This window comes from Ferruginibacter sp. HRS2-29 (genome assembly GCF_024343615.1).
In the GTDB taxonomy this organism is placed as follows: Bacteria; Bacteroidota; Bacteroidia; order Chitinophagales; family Chitinophagaceae; genus Ferruginibacter.
Genome location: NZ_RJUB01000018.1, coordinates 16,229 through 40,251, shown reverse-complemented (window position 1 = coordinate 40,251; position 24,023 = coordinate 16,229). Strand labels below are relative to the sequence as shown.

Sequence of the window (24,023 nt, the reverse complement as noted above, 5' to 3'; positions counted from 1 at the left end):
CAAGTAACCGTTTATTTATTAATAGCTTTAAGGTCGATTTGGGTATCATGTAAAAACTTTAATGCTGTTTACGCAGGCTTCTTCAGCAAAGCTTTTTTATTACAGAAATGCTTACCCCTGTCAATTCTTTTATTACCTCATCAGCCATTCCTTTTTCCTTCATCTTTCTCGCCACTTCCATTTTGGCATTTTTCTTCTCCTCCTTCCTCGCATTCTTAATTGCCCCCTCCTCCTTCATCCTCCTCATCTCCAGCTCCTCCTTCTCAATCAACCTCCAGGTATCGCTGGCTTTCAACTCGGCAATGATGCCCAGGTCGGCAAAGCTGAGGTGAGATTTTTCGGTGATGATGAGGTGGTCTATTACGTCGATGTTGATGATCTCGCCTGCTTTGATGCTACGCTTGGTAAGATAGGTGCCTTCGAAAAATAAATAATACTTACTTATTTTTCACGGTTGGCTTCGAAGAATTTTCTTTAATTAGCTTGGGGCGGGATACAATAACCTGGCTGTTATCTACCCCCGGAAGGTTAGTGGTATAACTTACTGCTGAAGACAAATTATTAATTACACGTGACTTTAACATGTTGTAAATTTTATAGAATACATTAACCTCTAGGGGGATTAGGATCATTTCCATAACTATTCCTTTCCCTGATTCTACCATTTCTTCCATGAACAATAAGCTCGACGTGATTATCCCTGGCAATATCGCGGGCAACCAAAATCGCATCCGATTGTTTAGACGTTATAATGGTAGCACTGGTAGCACCTTCGCTTTTAACTGCCCATCCATTTCCTAAAGGAACGACATGCTGATTTTTCTTTGCCATTATGTGTAATTTTATACGAAGCTACTAAATTATTGCATTGATAATTGTTCTGGTACTTTGTAGAAATTCTGCAGCTTTTTGCCTTCTGATAATCGGGTTGGTATATCGGCTTTCGGGAGACCAAAATTTCACGGCATCCCACTCTGCTCCAAAATAACTTTCTACATTAAACTGTTCTCCGGAATAGCGTAGAAGCAGGGGTAATTTATGATGTCGGATATCTCTTATTTCTCTTATCGTTGACCGCAGTAATATTTTTCGGGTATCTGAATAATACGTATTGAATTCAGGTACATCTTCGGGAAACCCATTCGTAAATTTCATTATTCCACAAATCCGGTATTTCAATGCCAGCTCTAAAGCATAGCCTGCCAGATAAATACATGCAAAATACCTTCGACCTGTCAACAGGGCTTTGGAATCAAGTAACCGTTTATTTATTAATAGCTTTAAGGTCGATTTGGGTATCATGTAAAAACTTTAATGCTGTTTACGCAGGCTTCTTCAGCAAAGCTTTTTTATTACAGAAATGCTTACCCCTGTCAATTCTTTTATTACCTCATCAGCCATTCCTTTTTCCTTCATCTTTCTCGCCACTTCCATTTTGGCATTTTTCTTCTCCTCCTTCCTCGCATTCTTAATTGCCCCCTCCTCCTTCATCCTCCTCATCTCCAGCTCCTCCTTCTCAATCAACCTCCAGGTATCGCTGGCTTTCAACTCGGCAATGATGCCCAGGTCGGCAAAGCTGAGGTGAGATTTTTCGGTGATGATGAGGTGGTCTATTACGTCGATGTTGATGATTTCGCCTACTTTGATGATGCGGTCGGTGAGGGCACGGTCGGCGGTGGAGGGATGCAGTTCGCCGCTGGGGTGGTTATGCACGAGTATCACTTTTAGCGCGAGCTTGTAAATGGCCATGCGGAATACATCGGGCGGGTTGGCGCTTACACGGTTTTGGCGGCCGAGGCCGATGAGTTCTATAAAGAGGATCTTATTGGCATTGTTGAGGCCTACCACCCAAAAATGTTCCTGGCTGCGGCCGAGTTTATTCTCGCGGCGGAGTATCTGCTGCATGGTAGCGGCTACGCTGTCGGGACCGGTGATGGCGGCTTTTTTCTGCGACTCGGAGAGTTTGATGGTCATGGGTCAAATGTAGTTTATTTAGGGATATGGCGGTATGGGAAAAACACCGGAGAAAGGCGTTTTTTTTCTCGTGTTCTTTTGAACCACGGAGGCACAGAGGGCACAGAGGTTCACAGAGGTTTGCCTGCGGCTAAAGAAAACGCAACGCGGATTTTTATGATGATGATGATTGGTTATGATTCTTATCTGTACTTATCATAACCCTCATAATAATCTGCGTTGCGCCTTTCCCGCGAAGCGGGAACGCAATACCCGTTGTTTCGCTTAAAAGACTGGGGACTCTCGCCGTTGGATGAGTTTCTCACCCCCAGCCATTCGGCGGGGCACGCACAGAGGTATAGAGAGCACGGAGAAACACAGGTTAGGAATACACCTTCGGTGCATTCTTTTAGCAGCCCCTCTGTGAAACTCTGTGCTCTCCGTGCCTCTGTGGTTCCCTCCTAACCATAAATGGTGATTTTTTGAAGATGCGCTCATCGGTATTTTTAAGCTTTTAAAAAGCTTCCTAAAATCTCCGTCATGAGCAAAAAATTCTACCTCGGCGTATTCGCTCTGCTAACGTTTTCTTACGCACAGGCACAAACGCACGAATACCTCTTCAACAACAGCTTCAACGAAGCCAGCGCCAACGGACCGGCCCTTACCGAAGTGCTCTCCTGCGGTGCGGCAGCCGGCAGCTTTACCACCCAGCTGATCACTACCAGCGCGGGCACCTGTGGCACCACACCCAGGCAGGTATTTGCCTTCAACGAAGGCGGGGGACTGGCGTACGACAATCAATCGTTCATCACCGGCTCGTACAGCATCCATATATTTTTCGAATTCAACCTGCTGAGCGGTTACCAGCGCATCATCGATTTTAAAAACAGCACCACCGACAGGGGCATGTATACATTGAGCAATTGCCTTAATTTTTACAGCAACGGCAATGTAGGCACCTGCCCGTTTTTTGTAGCCAATACGTACTACCTCATCAGCATCGTACGGGATGCCGCTACCAACCTGGTGAATGTGTATGTAAACGGGCAGCCTTTTGTAACCAATTACAACGATGCCGCCGGCGATTACAATCCGGCAAGTACCACTTCCCCCATCCTCTTCTTCCGCGATGATAACCCCGTGGCCTGCGAAGACCGCGATGGAACGGTAAAATATATTTCGCTGAAGAATGCGGTCTCTACCCCTGCCGAAGTATTGACCGTGTTCAATAATATCTGCACCGTAGTGCTTCCGCTCACGCTCAAAGGGTTTGCCGCTACGCAACCATACGGACAACAAAAAGTACAATTGAAATGGACCACCGAAAATGAAATAAACAGCAGCCACTTTGAAGTGGAAAGAAGCACCGATGGACAAAATTTTGCGAAGATAGCAGACGTATCCGCCAAAGGTGGTACTGTAAATAACTATAGCCTCGATGATGCGGCGGGTGTTGCGCCTACGCTGTATTACCGGCTTAAAATAATGGACCGCGATGGAAAATTTACCTACAGTAATATCGCAAGGGTCAATAACACGGTTACCGATAAATTTTATGTTTATCCCAACCCGGCGGTTGCGGAGATCACCATTGGCGGGCTCAAAAAAACCGGAATGCTGTTACTCTATAATGCTGAAGGAAAACTGGTGCAGCAACAGAAAGTGAATTTATTATCCACCACCATGTACATCAGCCAGCTAGCAAAAGGAATGTACGTATTGAAGTATGTGGCCGATGGCAAAACGGTGCATCAAAAGATCGTGAAGCAATGACCTGCCTGCGGCAGGAAGACGCAACGCAGATTTTTATGATGGTGATGATTGGTTATGATCTATCTGCGTAAATCATCACCATCATAAAAATCCGCGTTGCGTCTTTATTTTGCCGAAGGCAACCCCTATTTAAATTTCAGGTTCAAAGAAATGATATTGGCATTGAGGTCTATGTTTTTGGCATAGTGCCCGAAGCGCAGCTCAAGCACCGAAAGATGCTGCCAGCCCAATACTCCCTTAGGTGGTGCAAAGCGGATACCTGCCCCGAAGAAGCTGCTGTTGAAAGCAGAGAGATCGTAGTTGCTGGTATAAAACTGCTCGGCATTGGTATGCTGCTGGTAAGGCGCAAAATATTTGGCGGCTGTTTGCGTGTAGTACCTGTAGAACGGGCTCACAGAAATAAACGGCGTGATCTTTACCGGGATCTCCAGGTCGGCGGTATGGGCGGTAATGCCCCAGTTGTCGGTATAAAAACGATAGTAGGCCCGCAGGATAATTTTGTCGCCGGCAAAATAATTGGCACGGATGGCCAGCGGTATTTTCGTCCGGCTGTCGGGCAATGCTTCCTGGTGTACCGAAGCGTCTTTAAAATACACACGGTAAAAAGGCAGGCTGAGGAATCCCTGCTGCTGCACCACATCGGCGAGGAACATCAGCTGCAATTGTTTGTTTACGATCTGCGAATATGAAAGCGAACCCACATAAGTATTCCGGGAGGCGCTGCCATAACTATCGTTGCCGGGCGGGTTGCGCAGCTCAACGGGTGTTACCAGTTTTACATTATCGAGGTATACCTGCGCTTTGGCGCTGAATTCGCCCATGCGGTTGCGGGTCTTTTGTGCAAAGCTGATATTGCCGCCAAAAGACTGGTAATCGAATTCGGTGGAGCTGGATAAGCCTGCGCCTATGGTAGTTCCTTTTTGTTCGTTCTCCCTCGACCAGGTGAGCGATGGATAAAAACGTGTATCGGCATGTGAGGCCGATGAGTTGGCGCTGAGGTCTACCTTATCGGAGGAAGCCGATGTGTAATGATCGATGCCCAGCTCGGCATCAAACGTATGCTTACGGAATTTTTTATCGTATTTGGTGAGCTTGATATCGAATACATTGGCAATATCGGTCAGTTTTTGCGAACCGATGCCCCCGGTAACGGCGGCATTATTGCCATCCTGTTTGTAATAACTCGATACGAGGTTGATCTCTTCAATTTTGAGCTTACGGCTTTTGTAATTACTGCTGTCGGCAGCGGGGGTTTGTGCATGCAATGCTATAAAAGCGAAAATACCGGCTGCGGTAAAAAGTATTCTTTTCATGATGATGTATAAACTGGAGGAAAAGGTTGAATGATATCCGTACTGTTTTCAGGGATGAAGGATGTTAATTACATCCGCACCCGCCGCCGCTTTTGCCGGCATTGGCCCCCGAAGCGCCTTCGCGGTAGGATTGAAAACTCAATTCAGATTTTTCCACTTTACGGTTGCCGAGGTTCATTTCGGAATCGTTGAGTTTGTTTTTCTGGTACTCCTTTACGGTAGAGCAGGAGGAAAAAATGACAGCGATGCACAAAAAGGCGATGGCTGTGTAACCGGTAATTGATCTCATTGAAGGTTGATATTATTTGAGCAATAAATATTGTTGTTGTCGTCGATGATGATGCAGCCCGTATGTTGCACCTGGTTGATGAGCTGCATCCCGGCCCGTATGCCCATGATGGTAACCGGTGTGGCGAGTGCATCAGCAATTTCGGCGTTGGGGCAAATGATGGTTACGCTTTTGATGCCCGTTACCGGCAAGCCGGTCTTCGGGTCGATAGTATGCGAATATTTTTTACCATCGATCAGCACATATTTTTCATAACTACCCGAAGTGGCTACAGCCATGTTGGTGATATCAAGGTACGAAAAAGGAAGGTTCGTATTATCCGGGTCGGCGATGCCAACCGTCCACGGCCTGCCGTCGGCCCGCTGGCCCCAGGTGCAGAGGTCGCCCGAAGCATTTACGATGCCGCTTTCCACGCCGTTTTGCTGCAGCAGGCGTTTGGCCATTTCGGCAGCATAGCCTTTACCGATGCCGCCAAAGCCAATGCGCATTCCTTTTTCTTTTAAAAAAACGGTGCATGCTGTTTCGTCCAGAATAATATTTTTATAGTTGATGAGCCGTACCATTTGGGCGGCGGTGGCTGCATCGGGCAGGCTGGTCATGGTCTTGTCGAAATTCCAGAGGCTTTTATCTACAGAGCCATAGCTGATGTCGAATGCGCCATCGGTAAGCGCTGATATCTTTAAAGAGCGTTCGATGAGTTCAAAAACTTCGCGGTCTACCTGCACCGGTTTTATTCCAGCCTGGCTGTTTATTTGATTTGTCTGGCTTTGTTCGTCGAAAGTAGTAAGGAGTTTTTCGATGCGCCTGATCTCACCGATAGCGAGGTCGATCTGTTCGTTTGCCCGGGCGTCGCTTTCGGCCACCACGGTGATCTGGAAGGCATTGCCCATCAGCTTTGCAGGGCGTTTATATTCCTGCATCAATAAGGTTTCATTTTGAGGCATCTTCGGCGATCTTTTTTACAATACTGGTAAATGCGGTGGAATCCGCATCAGGCAGGCCATCCCATGATCTGATCACTTTCCCGTTCGCATCTATCAACACGGTAAAGGGAAATTTTCCTTCGGGATTGTATTTATCTGCCAGCTGGTCATTTCCCTTTTGTTTGTCTTTCGGGAGCTGGTTCTTTTTATTTCTCGGAAAATCGGCATTGAGCATCACCAGCGAATTGTCAGCCATATCGGAAAAAACTTTGCTGTCGAATATCTCCTTGCGCATACGCATACATGGCCCGCACCAATCCGATCCGGAAAAATTGAGTAAGATGATGCGGTGTTTTTCTGCGGCAACCTTTTTGGCGGTTTCCAGGTCGGGCTGCCATTCTGTTGCAGTAAAAGAAAATAACGCCAGGAGAGCAACGGCGGTACATAAAATCTTAAAAGGTCTTTTCATCAGGAATGCTATTTTTTTTGCTGCCATATGAGTATGTAAATTTATCGCCAATTCTGAATTAATTCTGAATTTTAGCGCCCGGGTTGGGGAGAATAGGGAAATATTAACAGTGTTTGGGGAATGGCGTCTTTCGGCTGGCTATTTTCGAACCACGGTGGCACAAAGACACAAAGGGCCACGAAGAACATGGCGGTTTGCCTGCGGCGGAAGAGAACGCAAAGCAGATTTTTATGATGGTTAAGATCTGATATAACCTATCTGCCTGAATCATAAAGATCTGCGTCGCATTTTTCCCGCGAAGCGGGGCCGCTGTGTTCGTTTTGGCGCTGTGTTTACGCCCGCAGAATGGCTGGGCATGAGTCTTTTTGAAACACAGCGGTACGCGACACGGCGAACACGGCGATTTGCCTGCGGCAAAAAGAAAACGCAATGCGGATTTTTATGATGGTTAAGATATCTTATTATCTATTTGCGAAATCATACTAATCGAAAAATCTGCGTTGCGTCTTTCTTTGTGAACCTTTGTGTCCTTTGCGACTTCGTGGTTCAACCATAGATCTCCAGCAATCCATCGGGTATCTCTACAAATACTTTCTTATTTTTTTTATCGATTTTCAGCAGGCTTTCTTCATGCACGGGTATGAGCGCTTCGTTGCCTTTGTATAATATGGTGCAGAGTACCTGGTGCGGCTGCTCGATCACTTCAATGATCTCGCCGAGGTCGGTATCCCCATCGATGAGGTGAAAGCCCAGCAGGGCGATGGGCGCCGCTTTGGCGGCAAATTTATTAAAGTCTTCTTCGGCCATCCACACTTCCTTAGGCGTCATCTTGCGGGCTACTTCCATACGGTCGATGCCCTCTAGCTTGATGACCGTTTCGGTATCGCTCCGTATCTGGGTAGATTCTATGAAGTAAGGCAGGAAGCTGTCTTTTTTATCTTCCAGGAAGATGGCCTCCAGTCCCTTGAGCGATGTTTTTTTGCCAAGGCTGTGCTGGAGGATCAGTTTGCCTTCGAGGCCGGTGCTGGCAGCAAGTTTGCCTATTTTGAAGTATTGGCTCAATTGTAGTTATTTAGTTGCAAAAGTAGGTTTTAACCACGAAGCCGCAAAGAACACAAAGGTTCACAAAGAAGATACAGGGCAATCTTCGTGAACCTTTGTGGCTTGGTGTCTTTGTGGTTTAAAAAACATTAAATTGCCTTCCTAATTCCTTTTATATGAAACGTTTGCTCAGCCTTTGCCTTCTCTCCATTTCTGCTATCACTTCGTTTGCGCAACAGCCGATCTTTCAATCGCCCGCATTCAGCATTTATCCCGATAAAGTGGTGCAAGGGAAATATGAGGCAAAAGCCCTATCGGCCACACAACTGACGAGTAATTATCAAAGCCCGGTCAATCTTTTTCAATCGGCAGATATCACTTTTAAATTTGCCCTCAACCAACGCGACAATGAAATGTCGCCGGGTGTGGACCACCAGTTTACGGTAGAGCCGGTAAACGGCAAAGCAGAAACGCCGCTGATAAAATTCGGAACACAACTAAAGCTTGCAAAAGCTTCCGGGAAATTTCTATCGCCTAATACCGGGCTGAAAATAAAACTGGATATGCGGGAGGTGATGACCGCATTTAAAAAGGATGGTTATTACACCACATTCAAAGGAGATAAGATATACAAAGATGATTTCAAAGGGGTGTTCGTTGCCGGGCCCACTTCGCCCATGACCTGGGATTTTGACAACCTGCACAATACACCACAACTGAAATTGCAGGACGAAGATGGCGACGGTATTTACGAAACCACGCTCATCCTCAACAAAACTTCAGAAGTAAAAGCCACCGATACCGACTGGAAACTTTCGAAAGACATTTCGCCTTACCCGCAGTACTTCACCGATGCAACATTGCCGAATGCCATTTACAATCTTTCGCTGGAAGAAATGCTGAAAGCAGTAGAGCCCGACAGCACCTTCCGCACAGGTAAAGAATGGAGTGGCGTGTGGACGCGGGATATCAGCTACAGCATCATTCTCTCGATGGCATACCTGCAACCGAGGGTGGCCATGAACAGCCTGCTGAAAAAAGTGAATGCGAAAAAACGCATCATACAGGATACCGGCACTGGTGGCGCCTGGCCAGTGAGCAGCGACCGCACCATATGGAGCGTAGCTGCCTGGGAAATATACAAAGCTACCGGCGATAAGGATTGGCTGAAGCTGGCATACGAGATCATCCGCAACACGATGGAAGACGACCTGAAAAATTCATTCGACAAAGAAACAGGCTTGTTCCGTGGCGAATCTTCATTCCTCGACTGGCGCGAGCAGACCTATCCGAAATGGATGCAGCCTGCGGATATTTTTGAAAGCATCAACCTCGGCACCAACGCCGCATTCTTCCAGGCAAATACCGTGCTTGCTGAAATGGCAATTTTGTTGAAAGACAATGCTGCTGCCGCAAAATTCAAAGCTGTTGCCGAAGGCGTAAAAAAAGGCATCAATAAATATTTATGGATGCCGGAAAAAGGATACTATGCGCAATACTTGTATGGACGGGAATATAAAATCGTATCGCCCCGCTCCGAAGCACTGGGCGAAGCATTGTGTATCGTGTTTGGCATTGCCGATGCGGCGAAAGCCAAAAGAATGGTGGCTTCTGTGCCGCTGACGGAGTACGGCATCACCTGCATTTATCCGCAGATACCCAACATTCCGCCTTACCACAACAATGCCATCTGGCCATTCGTACAATCGTATTGGCTGTGGGCCTGCGCCAAAGCGGGGAATGAAAAAGCGGTGCTCGAAAGCATCAGCGATATCTATCGCCCTGCGGCATTGTTCCTCACCAATAAAGAAAATATGGTGGCGGATAACGGGGACTTTAATGGCACGCAGATCAATTCGAGCGTGATGTTGTGGAGTTTGTCGGGCAACCTGAGCATCGTGCATAAAGTGCTCTTCGGTATACATTTTAATGCAACTGATATTTCGTTTGCTCCATTCGTTCCAGCATCTATGGCAGGAAAAAGAAGCCTGAAAAATTTCAGGTACCGCAATGCGATCCTGAATATAGAGATGGAAGGTTTTGGAAATAAAATAAAATCATTTACGATTGATGGAAAGCCAGGTTTAAAATATTCCGTTGCAGAAAATCTTACCGGAACACATACGATAAAGATCGTGCTCGCCAATAATGCCCTTTCCGGCAATATTAATAAAACAGCAAATTACACCACCCTTCCTGCTCCGGAAATTCAATACCAGAATAATGCTATCACATGGAATACTGTAGAGAAAGCTGTCGGGTATAAATTGTACAGGAATGGAAAATTGTTTGGCACATATAAACAACCGGAACCGGTACCGGCCATCACAAATCAATTTTCCAGTTATTGCGTGGTAGCTGTTGATGAAAAAAATGTACCGTCATTTACCAGCGAGCCATTAATGATAACAGGGAATGATCTTCAACAGATAGAAATGGAAACCATTGCCGGTAAAGCCGGTTACAACTACAAAGGATTTTCGGGCAATGGTTTCAGCGAGATCAGTACAACGCTGAACAGATCCATCAACATTCCGGTAACGGCTCCTGCTGATGGCTACTACAGCCTCTCCTTCCGCTATGCTAACGGCAACGGCCCCACGAATACGGAAAACAAATGCGCTATCCGTACCATCAAGACAAATGGCGAAGTGAATGGCATCGTCGTTTTCCCGCAACGCGGAAAAAACGAATGGAGTAATTGGGGAATGAGCAACGGCGAAAAAGTTTATTTGAAAAAAGGAGCCAATACCATCACACTTTCTTACGAAGATCACAATGCCAATATGAATGGTGAGGTCAACCAGGCGATGCTGGATTATATAAAGATCTCCCGTTTGTAAGAAATATTTTCCGGGTTTTAATCCCCGGCAAACCCCGGGGATTTTCTCCTGTTTTGTTGGGATTATTCTCCTTCAACGGATAGAGATATTGTTTAATTTGCTTCTGTTACCTCATCGATAAACCGGGTTATGAATACAACGCAGGAACAGAAGAATATCATAAGCTCTACCGCCGACATTAAGATAAATGCGGTAGCAGGATCGGGCAAGACTACCACCATGATCGAGTATGCACGGAGCCGTCCTGCAAAAAGCAATATATTATATATTGTATTCAATAAGTCAGTGAAGACAGAAGCCCTCCGGAAATTTGCAGCACAAGGCCTATCAAATGTAAAGGTTGAAACTGCTCACTCGCTTGCTTACAGGCACATCGTATTCAACAGCAGTTATAAGGTAAAACTAACGGGCTACAGCACCAATGAGATAGCGGAATTATTAAATCTTAAAGGCAATGGAGAAAAACATGCCGAGCATATCCTTGCCAACCATATCAATAAATTCATCACTTATTTCTGCAATAGCAATGCCTCTAAAGTACAGGAGCTCAACTACCTGGAAGTGGTCAATGATGCCAAGGCTAAAAGCTTTGTAGCAGCCTTTTATCCTTACATCGAAAAACAAACCAGGTTATTGCTTCACAAAATGAACATGGCCGAAATTGAGATCATTCATGATTTTTATCTCAAAAAATTTCAGTTGGCCAATATTCAATTAAAAGCGGATTACATACTTTTTGACGAAGGACAGGACGCGTCGCCAGCCATGCTCGATATTTTTATGAAACAAAAATCGGTGAAAGTGATCGTAGGCGATACACATCAGCAGATATACGGCTGGAGATATGCTGTGAACTCACTGGAGAAAGCCGACTTTCTGCCTTACCAGCTTTCTGCCAGTTTCAGGTTTAGTCAGCAGGTAGCCGATCTAGCTATGGCCATCCTCCGCTGGAAAGAAAACATTGGCCCGTACAAACCGGTTACGATCACCGGCAAAGGAAGCAGTAAAGAGCATAAGACCACCGCTGTAATAGCCCGCACAAATCTTGGATTGTTATTGAAAGCGATCGAGCATGTGACCGATCAGAAAAACCCCGGGTATATTTATTTTGAAGGGAATATCAATTCTTACACGTATGCCGATGATGGTGCTTCATTGTATGATGTATTAAATCTTTATAACGATAACCGCCGACTCATAAAAGATACCCTGATCCGCTCCATGAAAGATATGGACGACCTGGAAGAGTATATAGAAAAAACGGAGGAAGTACAGCTGGGGATGATGGTGGAGATCGTGAAGCAATATGGCAATAGAATTCCTGATATCATCAAGACGATCAAAGCCAGGCACGTCAGCAATGATGAAAAAGATAAAGCATCGCTTATATTTTCAACGGTGCATCGCAGCAAAGGCATGGAGTATGATTGTGTACACCTGGTGAAAGATTTCATTACGGAAGAGAAAATAAAAAAACAAAAGGACGAAGCGAAAAAAGACCAGCTGAATGTGGCGAGGATCAATGAAGAGATCAACCTGTTGTATGTTGCCATCACCCGTACCAAAAAAAGCCTGCATATTCCGGAGGAATTACTTCCTGCCGGTTTTGAAGGATCTGCCGATATACATGTTACTCCTGCCCTGGTACCGGAAGAGCCGGAATTGCCGGCCGCGAAAAAAAGAAAATTCCCTTATTCGCACAATACAGTGGACAAGCTCGACCTGGTAGAAGAAAAAGCCTGGTCGCTGGCTAAAAAAAGAACGATCAATAAAGAGGCTAATAAACCCTGGACCACAGAGCTTGATGAAGAACTTACCTTGATGTTTTATGATAATATTTCTCCAAAGGAGATGGCAAGGCATTTTGGAAGAACGACCGGGGCGATACAAGCGAGGATCAAAAAACTGGAATTGTCTTTTTAAATCATCCCCTCTTTTTCCCTTGAACAAATGCAGGCATAAAATATATCCGGCTATCACAACTTTTAAAGGACTTCCTTTTTTAACGACCCTTCGATGGTCTGTCGTCTGTCGTCGGTCTTCTGTGGTCGGCTCCCGGGCAAAAAAAAGTCCTGCGAAATAAATCGCAGGACTTGATAAGTTTAAAAACAGCAATCTTATTCTTCTGTTTTCGCTTCTTCAGAGGCAGTTGGCGCTTCAGTTTCTTCTGGAGCGGCTACAGGTGCTTCTACTTTTTCTGCAACTGGTTCAACTTTTCTCGCTACCGGTACATTGCGGCTATCCGTGCGTGCTTTTTTATGAGCACCCTGGCGTTTAGCTACATGCGCTTCGTGCTCGCTGCTCCACTTGGTGAATTTCTCCATTGCTGCGGCCTCATCAAAAAGGCCGAGGCTTACGCCACGCAATAAATGTTTCAGGAACAATACACCTTTGAAAGACAGGATACGACGTACAGTATCGGTGGGTTGAGCACCTTTCTGCAGCCAGTCCAATGCCTTCTGACGATCGATCTGGATTGTAGCCGGAACGGTCAGTGGATTGTAAGAACCTAATTTCTGGATAAATTTACCATCGCGTGGGCTGCGGGCATCCGCAATAACGATGAAGTAGAATGGCCTCTTCTTGGAGCCATGTCGTTGCAATCTCATTTTAACAGCCATAAAAAATAGAAATTTTCTTGGTTGTGAATAAATAGGGTTTCTAAAATGCCCTTTAAAAAAAGGCGAATGCGAAGATAATGACCTCAACAGGAATATCCAAAAAATAATGTTCCGTTTGTCAATTTATTAGGATTTGTCTAAAATTAAGCAGGTTTTACGCTACTTATGCCGCTTCCCCACCTTAAATATCCTCGAAAGGTTGAACCCGAAACGGATATCCCCTTTGAAGAAATCGCCGGTGGTTTGTGTAATATAAGCCCTTTCATTCATACCGATCGAATTGGAGAACTGCAGCTGAAAGGTATGTCCACCGGTAGAAATATCGAGGCCAACCGATAACGGATCGGTCAATTGCTCATTCAGCCTGCCGAACGGGTGATGATAATCCAGCGTAAGTGCCATCCGCTTGCTGATGCTATACCGGGCCCCGCCGCCAAGGGCGAAGATGGTGCGGTCGTCGTTGATGTCTTCCGGAAAATTAGTATGCACCACGATCGGGCTCAGCTGCATCGAAAATTTAGTATTGAATTTCCTGCCTACTACCAGCTGGTAATAATATGCCGACCGGTCGATAACATCCGGCTTTACCGAATCGAACGACTGCTCGGTATGCACCACATACCCTACGGCAACGATCACAGAAAAGGGTTTCGCTTTCGGGCCGGTGGATTGTTGCATCAACCTGGCTTTTATAAATCCATCCAGTTCCTTACGAAAAGTACTGCGGCCGATACCGATGGTCAGGTTATCGGTGAGGCCATAGTCGAAACTCATACGCATGGTGGCCTGGTCGAGGCCGAAGAATTGTTTTACCCCATCGCTCACAAACCCAAACCGGTGCATGATCCTGAAATCAAGGTTCCCTTTTGCCAGCATCTCCACCGAATGCGCATTGATAACACGGGTTGATTTAAACGCACCCGTAACTTTCTGGCTTACGGGTAAACTGTCTTCCACTCCTTTGAGCAATGATTCTTCCTGTGCATGAGCACTGAAAATGCAGCCACAAAAGAATGCTGCCAATACGAATTTATTCATCTGTTTATTTTTCAATTAATTCATGGGTTGATAGGCCGGGATATTCACTACCACCAGTATCTGCTTGCTTACATTGTCGGCAACAATAGAGGGGATCTTGATATTATAATCTGCCAGCAATAAAGTAAAACTGGCTGTTGCGCCCGCTACTCCACCCTTCACCCTGATAGTGGCGGGCGTGCTGATCTGTTTGGTAACACCATGCATCGTGAGTGAGCCGGTTACTTTTACAGGATAGTTGCCGTCGGCAGAAAGTGAAATATTCCTGCTGCCTTCCACCGTTCCTTTAAATGTTGTTTTAGGATATTTATCACTTTCCACATAATCATCGTTGAAGTGTTCCTGCATCAGGGCTTTTTCAAATTCAAAGCCTTTCATCAAAACGGAGAACTCAATCTTTCCGTCAGCAGGCATCCATACGCTCAGCACTTTGTTGTTGGTGGCTTCTATCTTTTCCATGGCCGCAGAAGAATGAAAAGTGATGTTGCCACTCTTCGTGAATAATTTTGATTGTGAAAAAGAGACGGAATGAATGATTAGCAAGAACGATAATATTGATATTGATTTCATAGCTATAAATGTTTGATAGAATATTCTCTGCGTAAACTCTGCGTTCTCTTGTTCTCTGCGGTTACGTTTTTTTGAAACCGCGGAGAACAGGAGTTTGCAGAGGTTTCGCGGAGCAGGTTATTTACTTAAGATGACGCAACGGTTCATTTCAACATCGAGCAGAAAGCCGGTACAGATGCCTTTGATAGTTGCCTGCTGGCCAACCACGCATTTTTTTAAATTAACTATCTGCTCTTTATCCAACAGGCAACTGACGCGATGCATTTCTTCCTTAGAGCCCAACATTACCGTGAGCAAAGTATCCTGTAAATTGATCACATCAGACACCACTCCTTTAACTTCAACCGTTTTCCCCAGGAATTTTTCGTTGGCTTTCACTTCGTTGCTGTCGTACATATTCACCATCGAAGGCACATCTGTTATCTCCTGCGGAGCAATGTTGGTGAGGTCTGCAGGCTTACGGTTATATTCCCTGTAAGCGTACAGCGCCCCTGCAGCAGCAAGTATAACCACTACCGGAAGAACATATTTTTTCACTATCCTCATAAATTTTAATTACTGTATTTAGCTCCAGCGTTTATCCAGTCAACGATCTTTTGTTTATCGGAATTGGAGATAGCGCCGGTTGGCGGCATCACAGATGGATTGGCATCCACCGCACGCGATTTGATCCTTGCTGCCTGTGCTACGATGGTACAGTCATCCGTAAAGTTGATGCCGTTTTGCGGTGACGAGCCTCCATGACAAGCCACGCAGTTGGCGGCCAGCACAGCTTTCACGTTCGTAAAGTTGGGGCCTGCAGGACCTATATTGACCGTAGCGCTGCTGCTATTGACGCAGCCATTGGCATCCTTCACCCCTACCGTGTAATTGCCGCTTGCCAGGGCATTGAATATATTGGAAGACTGGTAAGCTCCATTGTTGATATTATAAGTAATGCCCGTACTGCCACTAGCCGTAACCGTTATAGAGCCGGTATTGTTGGCGCATTTGTCTGTACCAACTACCGCAGTGGACAAAGTGATCGTAGGGCAAGGCGCACTCGTAACATTAATGGCACCACTGGCGCCAAGGCACCCGTTCGCATCTTTGGCTGCAATGGTATAAGCCCCTGCCGCAAGGTTTGCAAACAAATTAGAAGATTGAAAAGCGCCACCATTAACGCTGTAAGTATATGGAGCAACACCACCTGTTGCAGTAGCCGTAACCGATCCGTTGCTGGCTGCCGGGCCACTGGTAGTGGTTGCAGTTCCTGTAACGGTAATGGAGGGGCAGGCGGCACTAGACACTACAAAACTCTGTGTAGCGGTGCACCCATTCACGTCTTTAGCGGTAATGTTGTAATTGCCTGCCGCAAGGTTATTGAAAACCCCTGTTGCCTGAAAAGTAGTGCCATCTTTGCTGTACGTAAATCCTGTACTGCCTGCAGCCGTCGCGGTGATGGATCCATCGCTGGTTCCCGGAGCCGTAGTATTTACTGTAGCAGCGGTAATAGTAATTGTTGGACAGGCGGAAGCGGTGATGGTAAATGATTTGGAAACCGTGCACCCATCGGAATCTTTTGCGATAACGCTATAAGTTGCTGCAGCGAGGTTATTGAATACTCCCGTTGGTTGAAAAGTTCCGTTGTTAATGCTGTAAGTAAATCCTGTGCTGCCTGTAGCAGTTGCAGTGATCACTCCGTTAGTGGTGCTTCCGCCCGAAGTGGCCGTCAATACAGCATCCAGCACGAGTGTTTTGGATGCACACGGATCGGCAGGGGGTGTGCTTTCTTTGCTACAGGATATCACCACTAAGATGATGGAAAATAATGAAGCTAATAGAGTTAAGGATGTCTTCCTCATACGATAGTTTTTTTTACAGTATCGTATACATCAAAAAAAGAGTTGCCTTGAAAATAAAATTGCAGATTAAAAAAAGATTTTTTTTATTACACAGAATATTTTTTGCGTTGCAAAAAAAGTGTGCTGTCTTAAAGCTTGATGAGTTAATTAAAAAATGTATTTCATTTTGCGGCAGCAAAAATCAGCGAAATCAAAAAATCTTTTTTTAATCTGCGATTTTTTTTCTCACTTTTTTTGTTTCTTAAAAGGCTGATATTTTAATCCAACTTGTAATCCCATCGAGTAAAGTTTCACCTTTCCATCGCCCACACCCGATACAGGCACACTTACAGAAGGCTCTGCCAGCAACGAAAATCCGTTGCGGAGTTTGGTTTCAACACCCATTGAAACTGATACCACCGAAAACAAATTCTTATTCCCGGTGTAAGTCCAGCTACGTTGATAGAAAGTATTGTTGCGGATATAATCATATTGGTAATCTTCTTTTTTCATGATAAAAGAAGATATCCCTGCCGTAGCATATAAATTGAATTTATTTCTTTGCAATACATCGTAACGAATTGTCAGCGGGATCTCATACACCAGGCAATTGGCATCTACTTTTTTTATTTCCACCATCGACCAATAAGATCCTTCTTTTGCATTGTAATCGCCGGCGCCGGCAATGTATTTTTTACGGCTCACATTAAAACCCGTTTGCACCGCCCATCTTTTACTTAGCTGGTAACCAGCGCCCAGCCCGTATTTGCCAACTGCAGTACTACCGCTGGCAGAAAGAAATTTTACACTGCTGGCTTCAAAACCTGCCGCAGCTGTAAAATAAAAACGCGAGGAAGCACGTGATTTTTTATTGCCTGGAGTGGTACTTGCTGTGGCATTCTTTGAAGCGGTATCTGTTACCAATATTTTTTTCTGTAGTTTATTCGCCGTATCAGTCGTTGCAACCGCGAGTGCAGAAGGCCCGATTGGCACAGCTATTTTTTTGCTGTTACTTTCTGCTGATGGAACAACAACATCTCCATCCTCATTTTCTACAGGAACAGATGGCCTGATCGTAACTTTTGTTTTACCCTTTGTGGTACGCTTATGATTAGATGCATCAACTATTTCATCCGATATCAACACATCATTATTTCTTTTTCTTTTTGAAATAATCCTGTTGGAGGATAAACTATTACTCCTGGCCGGATCTTTTTGATCCGGGTATCTTGTAACAGCATCTGTAGTATTTTTCCCGGTTATGGCAACGGCAGTATTTTTTATCGGCTCATTTTTTTCGGGACCAGCAATTTCAGTTTTTGTTTTTTCGCCAGACGATAGCTTTTCTATTTTAGTTTCAGCCAGGGTTGGTTCTTTTTGCGCATTATCTTTTTTATTGAAAACAAAATAACCGGCTACCAATGCACACAACAGCACCGGCAGTATGAACCACGTCAGTGGCCGTTTACGATCGTCGTCCTTATCCAGCAACTGCTCCATCTTTTGCCAGCTTTGCTCATCAAAGTCCGGCTCACTGTTTTCAGCGGCTGCACGTATCTTATTTTCTATATGGTCAAACTGCTTTTCTTTCATAACAAGGATTATCAACCTCCTTCAGCATTTTTTGAATATTTATTTTTGCCTTCGACAAGTTGGATTTTGATGTACCCACCGATATGTTCAGTTGTTTGGCTATTTCTTCATGTTTGTACCCGTCTATAACGTACAGGTTGAATACCGTACGATAAACCGGCGATAACCGCTGTACGATCTCCATGATCTCTTTGTACGACATCCGGTCAATAGAGCTCTCCGCCATATCGCGGTCGTCATGATGCTCTTCGGTGATGTCGGTAAAAAAAGGATGTTTGTTGTTTTTGCGGAAATGGTCCACAGCAGTGTGGATAAGGATGCTCTTCATCCAGCCTTTCAACGAGGCTTCATAATTTCCATGACGGGGCTCGAATGTATGCAGTTGCCTGAATATCTTTAAAAAACCATCATTGGTCACTTCCATAGCATCCTCCCGGGCCGAACAATACCGCATAGCAATAGCCATGGAAAAACCATAGAAAATTTTATAAAATTCTTTCTGGCTCTCCCTTTTTGCCTGTACGCACCCCTGGATGATATGTAATAATTGCTGCCCTTCTGGCAAAGTATTGGTTATTTACAACTGTGAAACTACCATTTTAAGCTTATTCGGCATAAAGGAAAAAAGGGTTGCCTGCAGAAAAATAAACGCTGATTTTAAAGGGATAAAATGATTTCGCTGATGATTTTGCTGTCGCAAAATCTACGCCCATAAATTATCTTAATGATTATAAGAGAATTATCGTCTTTTTTACGAAGTAAAAAAATCAGCGAAATCAAGTCATCTTTTTAAAAATCAGCGTTTATTTTATAATAAAAGAACCCGCCAAAGGCGGGTCCTGCATTCTTAATTTTTAATTTTTAATTGAGCGTTAGCGCCGTCCCATCATCTTCCCCATCGGCATCTTATTCATCATTTTCATCATTCCTTTCATCTGCTCAAATTGTTTGAGGAAGGCATTCAGCTCTGCGATATCTTTTCCGCTTCCTTTAGCAATACGGTTCTTCCGCGACGGGCTGATGATATCCGGGTTGCGCCTTTCTACCAGCGTCATGGAATTGATCATTGCTTCTATTCCTTTGAATGCATCATCATTGATATCAAGATCTTTCACCTGCTTTCCCACACCCGGGATCATTCCCATCAGGTCTTTCAGGTTACCCATTTTTTTGATCTGCTGCAACTGGGTTTTGAAATCTTCAAAATCAAATTGATTTTTACGGATCTTCTTTTCCAGTTTGGCCGCTTCTGCCGCATCAAATTGTTCCTGCGCTTTTTCCACAAGGCTCACGATATCACCCATCCCGAGGATACGCTGTGCCATCCTTTCAGGGTAAAACACATCGAGCGTATCCATTTTTTCGCCGCTGCTGCTGAACTTGATCGGTTTGTTTACCGTGTATTTGATAGACAATGCCGCACCACCCCTTGTATCACCATCCAGCTTGGTCAGTACCACGCCGCTGAAATCGAGGCGTTCGTTGAAGGTAGCTGCAGTATTCACTGCATCCTGGCCGGTCATGCTATCCACCACAAATAATATTTCCTGTGGGTTCACGGCCTTTTTCACATTCTCTACTTCCTGCATCATCACTTCATCTACCGCCAAACGGCCGGCCGTATCGATGATGATCACATTCTTATTTTTTGCTTTCGCTTCTTTGATCGCATTCAGCGCAATGGAAACGGCATCTTTATTTTCCCTGTCGGAATAAACATCCACACCGATCTGTCCACCCAGTACTTCCAGCTGATCGATCGCCGCAGGACGATAAATATCTGCTGCCACCAGCAAAGGTGATTTTCCTTTTTTTGTTTTGAGGTAATTGGCCAGCTTACCGCTGAAAGTGGTTTTACCACTACCCTGCAAGCCTGCGATCAGGATGATTGCCGGGTTCCCGGAAATATTGAATTCACTTTCCGTTCCACCCATGAGTTCAGTCAGGCCATCCTGCACGATCTTCACCATCTGCTGCCCCGGGGTCACCGACAGCAATACTTTGGACCCGATGGCATCTTCTTTCAGCTTGTCCGTAAAATCTTTCGCGATCTTGTAATTCACATCCGCATCCACCAATGCACGACGCACATCTTTCAATGTGTTGGCAATATTAAGCTCGGTGATACGGCCTTCACCTTTTATATTCTTAAACGCTGATTCTAATTTTTCTGATAATGAATTAAACATAATAATAAAAAACGCTGATTTTAAAAAAGATTGTTTGATTGCGCTGATAAAATGACTTCGTCATTTTGATCTTGCAAATCTTTTGTACTGTAAACTTTTATTTCCAAAATTCAATAGCAAACCTACTTCTATATTAAATACTTTAAGATAATTGATCACCTGATTGTAAAATATCGGTTCTACCTCTACTACAGCCTTGAGTTCGACGATGATGGAATTTTCTACCAACAAATCCAATCTTCTGGCACCAACATTCACTTCCTCGTAAAATATCTTCTTTTCAATTTCTGTTTCACACAGCAGCCCTAATTTCTTCAATTCAATAATAAGGCATCTCGAATAAATAATTTCCGGAAAACCCGGCCCCAGAAAACTATGTACTTTCATTGAAGCACCTATAATTTTACCGGACAGTTCAGAATATTTATAATCAGGCATCAAAATAACTTTAAGCCAAATTATAACATCTTCGTATTCAAACCCTGTGAAAAACAACAACCTTTCACGCTTTTAAACCCCGATTTTAGCGCAGCTAAAATCAATCTGCGAAATCAAAAAATCTTTTTAAAATCAGCGTTTATTTTTCTACACACTAAATGCTTTATCAATGATCGCCGCCTGCTCCTTTGCATGGATCTTCGCATATCCCGTAGCCGTAGCCGCACTCGCTGCCCTGCTGATGATATGGAAATTGATATTTTTCAGGTTCATCCTTAAAAAGCTTGCAGCGCCCATGTTCAGCGGTTCTTCCTGCACCCAGTACCAGATGGCTTTGCTGTATTTGGCATACAAAGCATCCAGTTGCTTTTGTGGCAGAGGGTACAACTGCTCTACGCGAACGATGGCGATATCCGTACGGTTTTCTTTCTGACGGCGTTCTTCCAGGTCGAAATAGATCTTACCGCTGCACATCAATACTTTCTTCACTTCGCCGGCATCTTTCACATTTGCATCATCATATACTTCCTTGAACCCGCCGCTGGTAAATTCGCCGATGGAGCTATAGCTCCCCGGATGACGAAGGTTGGCCTTCGGCGTAAAATCTATCAATGGTTTCCTGAACTCCCATGCCTGTTGCCTGCGCATCACGTGGAAGAAGTTGGCCGCAGTGGTAATGTTGGTAACCACCATATTCAGTTCAGCGCATTGCTGAAGAAAACGTTCCATACGGGCACTGCTGTGCTCGGGACCTTGTCCTTCGTAACCGTGCGGCAACAACAATACCACGCCATTCATACGCTGCCATTTGGTTTCCGCTGCGGCAATGTACTGATCGATCATGATCTGTGCACCATTTACAAAATCGCCAAACTGCGCTTCCCAGATCACCAGGGCATTCGGGTTGGCCATCGAATATCCATATTCAAAACCCAGCACCGCGTATTCGCTCAACAATGAATTGTAAATCCTGAATGGCGCCTGCTGTTCGGTTAATTTATCCAGACGATTGTATTCTTTGTTATCATTTTCATCAAACAGTACGGCATGACGATGACTGAATGTACCACGCTTCACATCCTGTCCGCTCATGCGTACATCTTTTCCTTCGGTGAGCAGGCTGGCGTACGACAATAATTCTGCAGTTGCCCAATCTATCTTTTGTTCGTCGTTGTATAATTTGATCTTATCCTGCAGCAGTTTTTCCACTTTACGCAGCGGTTTGAAATCTTCCGGCCATTTCATCAGGCCATCGAATAATTTTTTCAGCTCTTCTTCCTTGATCGCGGTCACAGGTGATGTTTCAAAATCTTCCGGCGTTGCTTTGCGAAGGCTCTGCCACCAGAGTTCCGGCTTCTGGTAAGTGTACGGCAGCGGATGTTGCTTCACTTCATCGAGGCGTTCCTGCAATTGCGCCAGGAATTCCTTTTCCATTTGCTTGGCCAGTTCCTTTGCATCAGGCTCACCGTTCTCAATGAGGTATTGAGTGTATACTTCCCGTGGATTGAGGTGTTTGTCGATCAGCGCATACAATTGCGGCTGTGTAAACTTAGGCTCATCACCTTCATTGTGGCCATGGCGGCGATAACAAACCATATCGATGAAGATATCGCTGTTGAATTCCTGCCTGTACAGGGTTGCTATCTTCGCCACTTTCACCACTGCTTCCGCATCGTCACCATTAACATGAAACACAGGCGCCTGCACCAGGCCTGCAATGGAAGTACAATAATCCGAACTGCGGGCATCATCAAAATCGGTAGTGAACCCGATCTGGTTATTGATCACAAAATGAATGGTACCACCGGTGTAATAACCTTTGAGGTTACTCATCTGCAATACTTCATATACCACGCCCTGGCCTGCTACGGAAGAATCGCCGTGTATCAGGATAGGCAATATTTTATCGAAATCGCTGGCATACATCACATCCGCCTTGCTGCGTGCAAAACCGATCACCAGCGGATCTACGGTTTCGAGATGTGAAGGGTTGGGACATAATTTAAGGTTCACTTTTTTGCCGGAAGGCGTATCCACTTCGCTGCTGTAGCCAAGATGGTATTTCACATCACCTGAGCCCATGGTGGTATCGGGTATGGCGGTGCCTTCAAATTCGGTAAAGATGTGTTCGTAGGTCTTCCCCATCACGTTTGCCAGGATATTCAGGCGGCCGCGATGCGCCATACCGATCACTACTTCCTGTACTTCTTTTTCTGCAGACGTATTGATGATGGTATCCAGGGCGGCGATGGTGGTTTCACCACCTTCGAGGCTGAACCTTTTTTGCCCGATATATTTTGTATGCAGGAATTTTTCAAACATCACGCCTTCGTTCAGTTTCTGAAGGATGCGTTTTTTTTCTTCGATCGGCAATGGCGCATGAAAATCGTTTTCCATGGCATTGATGAGCCAGTCTATTTTCTTTACATTATTAAGCGCGCCAAATTCGATGCCTACATGTGCGGTATAGGTCTTTTGCAGTTTTTCTACAATGGCTTTCAGCGTGGTTTTGCCGAGGTTGGCAAATTTACCGGCTTCAAATTCCTTGTCCAGGTCAGCATCGCCGAGGCCGAAATGCTCGAGTTCGAGATTGGCATGCCTGTTCTTACGTTCGCGGATAGGATTGGTTTTGGCCACCAGGTGCCCTTTGCGGCGGTAAGCCTGGATGAGCTGGTAAACACCGAATTCTTTGTCGAGCTGCCCTGCCGCCAACGATGTGGAAGAAGCCGCGGTGGTTCCATTGGCTTTACCGTTGGTAGGTGCAGCTACGCTGGAAACCGCGAAATCGAACCCTTCGAAAAACTTACGCATTTCAGTATCAACACTTTCGGGATCCTTTACAAAGTCATTGTACAAATTTTCAATATAAGCAGGATGTGCGTTGGTGATATACTGGAAGTCCTTCATGGCGCCTTATTAATGAGTTTTTGTCGGAAATTTATAATTTGGCTGCAAATATCGTGCTTTTTTGGTGATTTTAAACTACAAAGACACAAAGAACACGAAGGCGCACAAAGTTTTCGCCAGGGAGAAAATAAAACAATCAGAGAAACCAGCTTTGTGCCACTTTGTGTACTTTGTGTCTTGGTGGTTAAAAATATAACTTGCTTAAAACCAAGGTTTACTTTTGAAAACCCTTTACTTTTT

22 protein-coding genes and 1 pseudogene are annotated in these 24,023 nt (G+C 45.0%); 3 read left to right on the top strand and 20 right to left on the bottom strand.

Features of this window, described 5'->3' with window-relative positions; translation table 11 throughout:
• Positions 1-82 precede the first annotated feature (82 nt).
• The 5 genes and pseudogenes from EGI32_RS08380 to EGI32_RS08365 form a co-directional block, all read right to left on the bottom strand.
• Positions 83-295, bottom strand: a complete 213-nt coding sequence (locus EGI32_RS08380) for a hypothetical protein (protein WP_255154941.1) — start codon at positions 293-295, stop codon at positions 83-85.
• Positions 296-319: 24 nt separating this feature from the next.
• Positions 320-445 (bottom strand): annotated as a pseudogene (locus EGI32_RS21300) (JAB domain-containing protein); the annotation flags it as partial.
• Between the two features lie 161 nt (positions 446-606).
• Positions 607-831 (bottom strand): DUF2188 domain-containing protein, encoded by a 225-nt coding sequence (locus EGI32_RS08375; protein WP_255154940.1) that lies wholly within the window; start codon positions 829-831, stop codon positions 607-609.
• 24 nt (positions 832-855) lie between these two features.
• Entirely contained in the window at positions 856-1,302 is a 447-nt protein-coding gene (locus tag EGI32_RS08370) for a hypothetical protein (protein ID WP_255154939.1), read from the bottom strand.
• 33 nt (positions 1,303-1,335) lie between these two features.
• On the bottom strand, positions 1,336-1,974 hold the full coding sequence (locus EGI32_RS08365; protein ID WP_255154938.1) for a RadC family protein: 639 nt from the start codon (positions 1,972-1,974) through the stop codon (positions 1,336-1,338).
• 519 nt (positions 1,975-2,493) lie between these two features.
• Here EGI32_RS08365 and EGI32_RS08360 point away from each other — a divergent pair.
• A complete protein-coding gene (locus EGI32_RS08360) occupies positions 2,494-3,726 on the top strand; it encodes a T9SS type A sorting domain-containing protein (RefSeq protein WP_255154937.1) in 1,233 nt (410 codons plus the stop codon).
• A 125-nt stretch (positions 3,727-3,851) separates the two neighbouring features.
• Here the strand turns inward: EGI32_RS08360 and EGI32_RS08355 are convergent, their stop codons facing one another.
• The 5 genes from EGI32_RS08355 to EGI32_RS08335 all read right to left on the bottom strand — a co-directional run bounded on the left by EGI32_RS08355 (position 3,852) and on the right by EGI32_RS08335 (position 7,782).
• Positions 3,852-5,039: a DUF3570 domain-containing protein gene (locus EGI32_RS08355; RefSeq protein ID WP_255154936.1), complete on the bottom strand. Its 1,188-nt coding sequence runs from the start codon at positions 5,037-5,039 to the stop codon at positions 3,852-3,854.
• Positions 5,040-5,103: 64 nt separating this feature from the next.
• A complete protein-coding gene (locus EGI32_RS08350) occupies positions 5,104-5,328 on the bottom strand; it encodes a DUF4266 domain-containing protein (RefSeq protein ID WP_255154935.1) in 225 nt (74 codons plus the stop codon).
• Positions 5,325-6,272 carry an FAD:protein FMN transferase gene (locus EGI32_RS08345; protein ID WP_255154934.1) on the bottom strand — a complete coding sequence of 316 codons (948 nt, stop codon included), beginning with the start codon at positions 6,270-6,272 and terminating at the stop codon, positions 5,325-5,327. The genes EGI32_RS08350 and EGI32_RS08345 overlap by 4 nt, the downstream gene beginning before the upstream one ends.
• Entirely contained in the window at positions 6,259-6,747 is a 489-nt protein-coding gene (locus EGI32_RS08340) for a thioredoxin family protein (protein WP_255154933.1), read from the bottom strand. Before EGI32_RS08340 ends, EGI32_RS08345 begins: the two co-directional genes overlap by 14 nt.
• Before the next feature lie 519 nt (positions 6,748-7,266).
• Positions 7,267-7,782, bottom strand: a complete 516-nt coding sequence (locus EGI32_RS08335; protein WP_255154932.1) for a ribosome maturation factor RimM — start codon at positions 7,780-7,782, stop codon at positions 7,267-7,269.
• Between the two features lie 155 nt (positions 7,783-7,937).
• Between EGI32_RS08335 and EGI32_RS08330 the strand changes: the two genes are divergently transcribed.
• Together EGI32_RS08330 and EGI32_RS08325 are read left to right on the top strand one after the other, a co-directional pair.
• Entirely contained in the window at positions 7,938-10,604 is a 2,667-nt protein-coding gene (locus tag EGI32_RS08330; RefSeq protein WP_255154931.1) for a trehalase family glycosidase, read from the top strand.
• Between the two features lie 129 nt (positions 10,605-10,733).
• Positions 10,734-12,527: a UvrD-helicase domain-containing protein gene (locus EGI32_RS08325; protein WP_255154930.1), complete on the top strand. Its 1,794-nt coding sequence runs from the start codon at positions 10,734-10,736 to the stop codon at positions 12,525-12,527.
• Positions 12,528-12,721: 194 nt separating this feature from the next.
• On the opposite strand, the gene rpsP is transcribed toward EGI32_RS08325, so the two are convergent.
• The 10 genes from rpsP to EGI32_RS08275 all read right to left on the bottom strand — a co-directional run bounded on the left by rpsP (position 12,722) and on the right by EGI32_RS08275 (position 23,783).
• Positions 12,722-13,225 carry a 30S ribosomal protein S16 gene (gene rpsP / locus EGI32_RS21130; protein ID WP_303626625.1) on the bottom strand — a complete coding sequence of 168 codons (504 nt, stop codon included), beginning with the start codon at positions 13,223-13,225 and terminating at the stop codon, positions 12,722-12,724.
• Positions 13,226-13,384: 159 nt separating this feature from the next.
• Positions 13,385-14,263, bottom strand: coding sequence for a DUF5777 family beta-barrel protein (locus EGI32_RS08315; RefSeq protein WP_255154929.1), 879 nt, complete (start codon positions 14,261-14,263; stop codon positions 13,385-13,387).
• A 15-nt stretch (positions 14,264-14,278) separates the two neighbouring features.
• Positions 14,279-14,833: a YceI family protein gene (locus EGI32_RS08310; protein ID WP_255154928.1), complete on the bottom strand. Its 555-nt coding sequence runs from the start codon at positions 14,831-14,833 to the stop codon at positions 14,279-14,281.
• Between the two features lie 117 nt (positions 14,834-14,950).
• On the bottom strand, positions 14,951-15,379 hold the full coding sequence (locus EGI32_RS08305) for an OB-fold putative lipoprotein (RefSeq protein ID WP_255154927.1): 429 nt from the start codon (positions 15,377-15,379) through the stop codon (positions 14,951-14,953).
• A gap of 5 nt (positions 15,380-15,384) precedes the next feature.
• Positions 15,385-16,677, bottom strand: a complete 1,293-nt coding sequence (locus EGI32_RS08300) for a c-type cytochrome (RefSeq protein ID WP_255154926.1) — start codon at positions 16,675-16,677, stop codon at positions 15,385-15,387.
• Positions 16,678-16,902: 225 nt separating this feature from the next.
• The gene (locus EGI32_RS08295) at positions 16,903-18,249 is read right to left on the bottom strand and encodes an outer membrane beta-barrel protein (protein WP_255154925.1); all 1,347 of its coding nucleotides are present in this window, start codon (positions 18,247-18,249) and stop codon (positions 16,903-16,905) included.
• Positions 18,230-18,814, bottom strand: a complete 585-nt coding sequence (locus tag EGI32_RS08290; protein ID WP_255154924.1) for an RNA polymerase sigma factor — start codon at positions 18,812-18,814, stop codon at positions 18,230-18,232. Before EGI32_RS08290 ends, EGI32_RS08295 begins: the two co-directional genes overlap by 20 nt.
• Positions 18,815-19,121: 307 nt before the next feature.
• Positions 19,122-20,438, bottom strand: coding sequence for a signal recognition particle protein (ffh, locus tag EGI32_RS08285; RefSeq protein ID WP_255154923.1), 1,317 nt, complete (start codon positions 20,436-20,438; stop codon positions 19,122-19,124).
• Positions 20,439-20,498: 60 nt separating this feature from the next.
• A complete protein-coding gene (locus EGI32_RS08280; protein ID WP_255154922.1) occupies positions 20,499-20,876 on the bottom strand; it encodes a GxxExxY protein in 378 nt (125 codons plus the stop codon).
• 147 nt (positions 20,877-21,023) lie between these two features.
• Positions 21,024-23,783 (bottom strand): 2-oxoglutarate dehydrogenase E1 component, encoded by a 2,760-nt coding sequence (locus tag EGI32_RS08275; protein ID WP_255154921.1) that lies wholly within the window; start codon positions 23,781-23,783, stop codon positions 21,024-21,026.
• Between the last annotated feature and the right edge of the window lie 240 nt (positions 23,784-24,023).

Excerpts from the sequence above, each read along its gene's own strand:
- EGI32_RS08375 (WP_255154940.1), bottom strand. The coding sequence starts at position 831 with ATGGCAAAGAAAAATCAGCATGTCGTTCCTTTAGGAAATGGATGGGCA.
- EGI32_RS08370 (WP_255154939.1), bottom strand. The coding sequence starts at position 1,302 with ATGATACCCAAATCGACCTTAAAGCTATTAATAAATAAACGGTTACTT.
- EGI32_RS08365 (WP_255154938.1), bottom strand. The coding sequence starts at position 1,974 with ATGACCATCAAACTCTCCGAGTCGCAGAAAAAAGCCGCCATCACCGGT.
- EGI32_RS08360 (WP_255154937.1), top strand. The coding sequence starts at position 2,494 with ATGAGCAAAAAATTCTACCTCGGCGTATTCGCTCTGCTAACGTTTTCT.
- EGI32_RS08355 (WP_255154936.1), bottom strand. The coding sequence starts at position 5,039 with ATGAAAAGAATACTTTTTACCGCAGCCGGTATTTTCGCTTTTATAGCA.
- EGI32_RS08350 (WP_255154935.1), bottom strand. The coding sequence starts at position 5,328 with ATGAGATCAATTACCGGTTACACAGCCATCGCCTTTTTGTGCATCGCT.
- EGI32_RS08345 (WP_255154934.1), bottom strand. The coding sequence starts at position 6,272 with ATGCCTCAAAATGAAACCTTATTGATGCAGGAATATAAACGCCCTGCA.
- EGI32_RS08340 (WP_255154933.1), bottom strand. The coding sequence starts at position 6,747 with ATGGCAGCAAAAAAAATAGCATTCCTGATGAAAAGACCTTTTAAGATT.
- EGI32_RS08330 (WP_255154931.1), top strand. The coding sequence starts at position 7,938 with ATGAAACGTTTGCTCAGCCTTTGCCTTCTCTCCATTTCTGCTATCACT.
- EGI32_RS08325 (WP_255154930.1), top strand. The coding sequence starts at position 10,734 with ATGAATACAACGCAGGAACAGAAGAATATCATAAGCTCTACCGCCGAC.
- rpsP (WP_303626625.1), bottom strand. The coding sequence starts at position 13,225 with ATGGCTGTTAAAATGAGATTGCAACGACATGGCTCCAAGAAGAGGCCA.
- EGI32_RS08315 (WP_255154929.1), bottom strand. The coding sequence starts at position 14,263 with ATGAATAAATTCGTATTGGCAGCATTCTTTTGTGGCTGCATTTTCAGT.
- EGI32_RS08310 (WP_255154928.1), bottom strand. The coding sequence starts at position 14,833 with ATGAAATCAATATCAATATTATCGTTCTTGCTAATCATTCATTCCGTC.
- EGI32_RS08305 (WP_255154927.1), bottom strand. The coding sequence starts at position 15,379 with ATGAGGATAGTGAAAAAATATGTTCTTCCGGTAGTGGTTATACTTGCT.
- EGI32_RS08300 (WP_255154926.1), bottom strand. The coding sequence starts at position 16,677 with ATGAGGAAGACATCCTTAACTCTATTAGCTTCATTATTTTCCATCATC.
- EGI32_RS08295 (WP_255154925.1), bottom strand. The coding sequence starts at position 18,249 with ATGAAAGAAAAGCAGTTTGACCATATAGAAAATAAGATACGTGCAGCC.
- ffh (WP_255154923.1), bottom strand. The coding sequence starts at position 20,438 with ATGTTTAATTCATTATCAGAAAAATTAGAATCAGCGTTTAAGAATATA.
- EGI32_RS08280 (WP_255154922.1), bottom strand. The coding sequence starts at position 20,876 with ATGCCTGATTATAAATATTCTGAACTGTCCGGTAAAATTATAGGTGCT.
- EGI32_RS08275 (WP_255154921.1), bottom strand. The coding sequence starts at position 23,783 with ATGAAGGACTTCCAGTATATCACCAACGCACATCCTGCTTATATTGAA.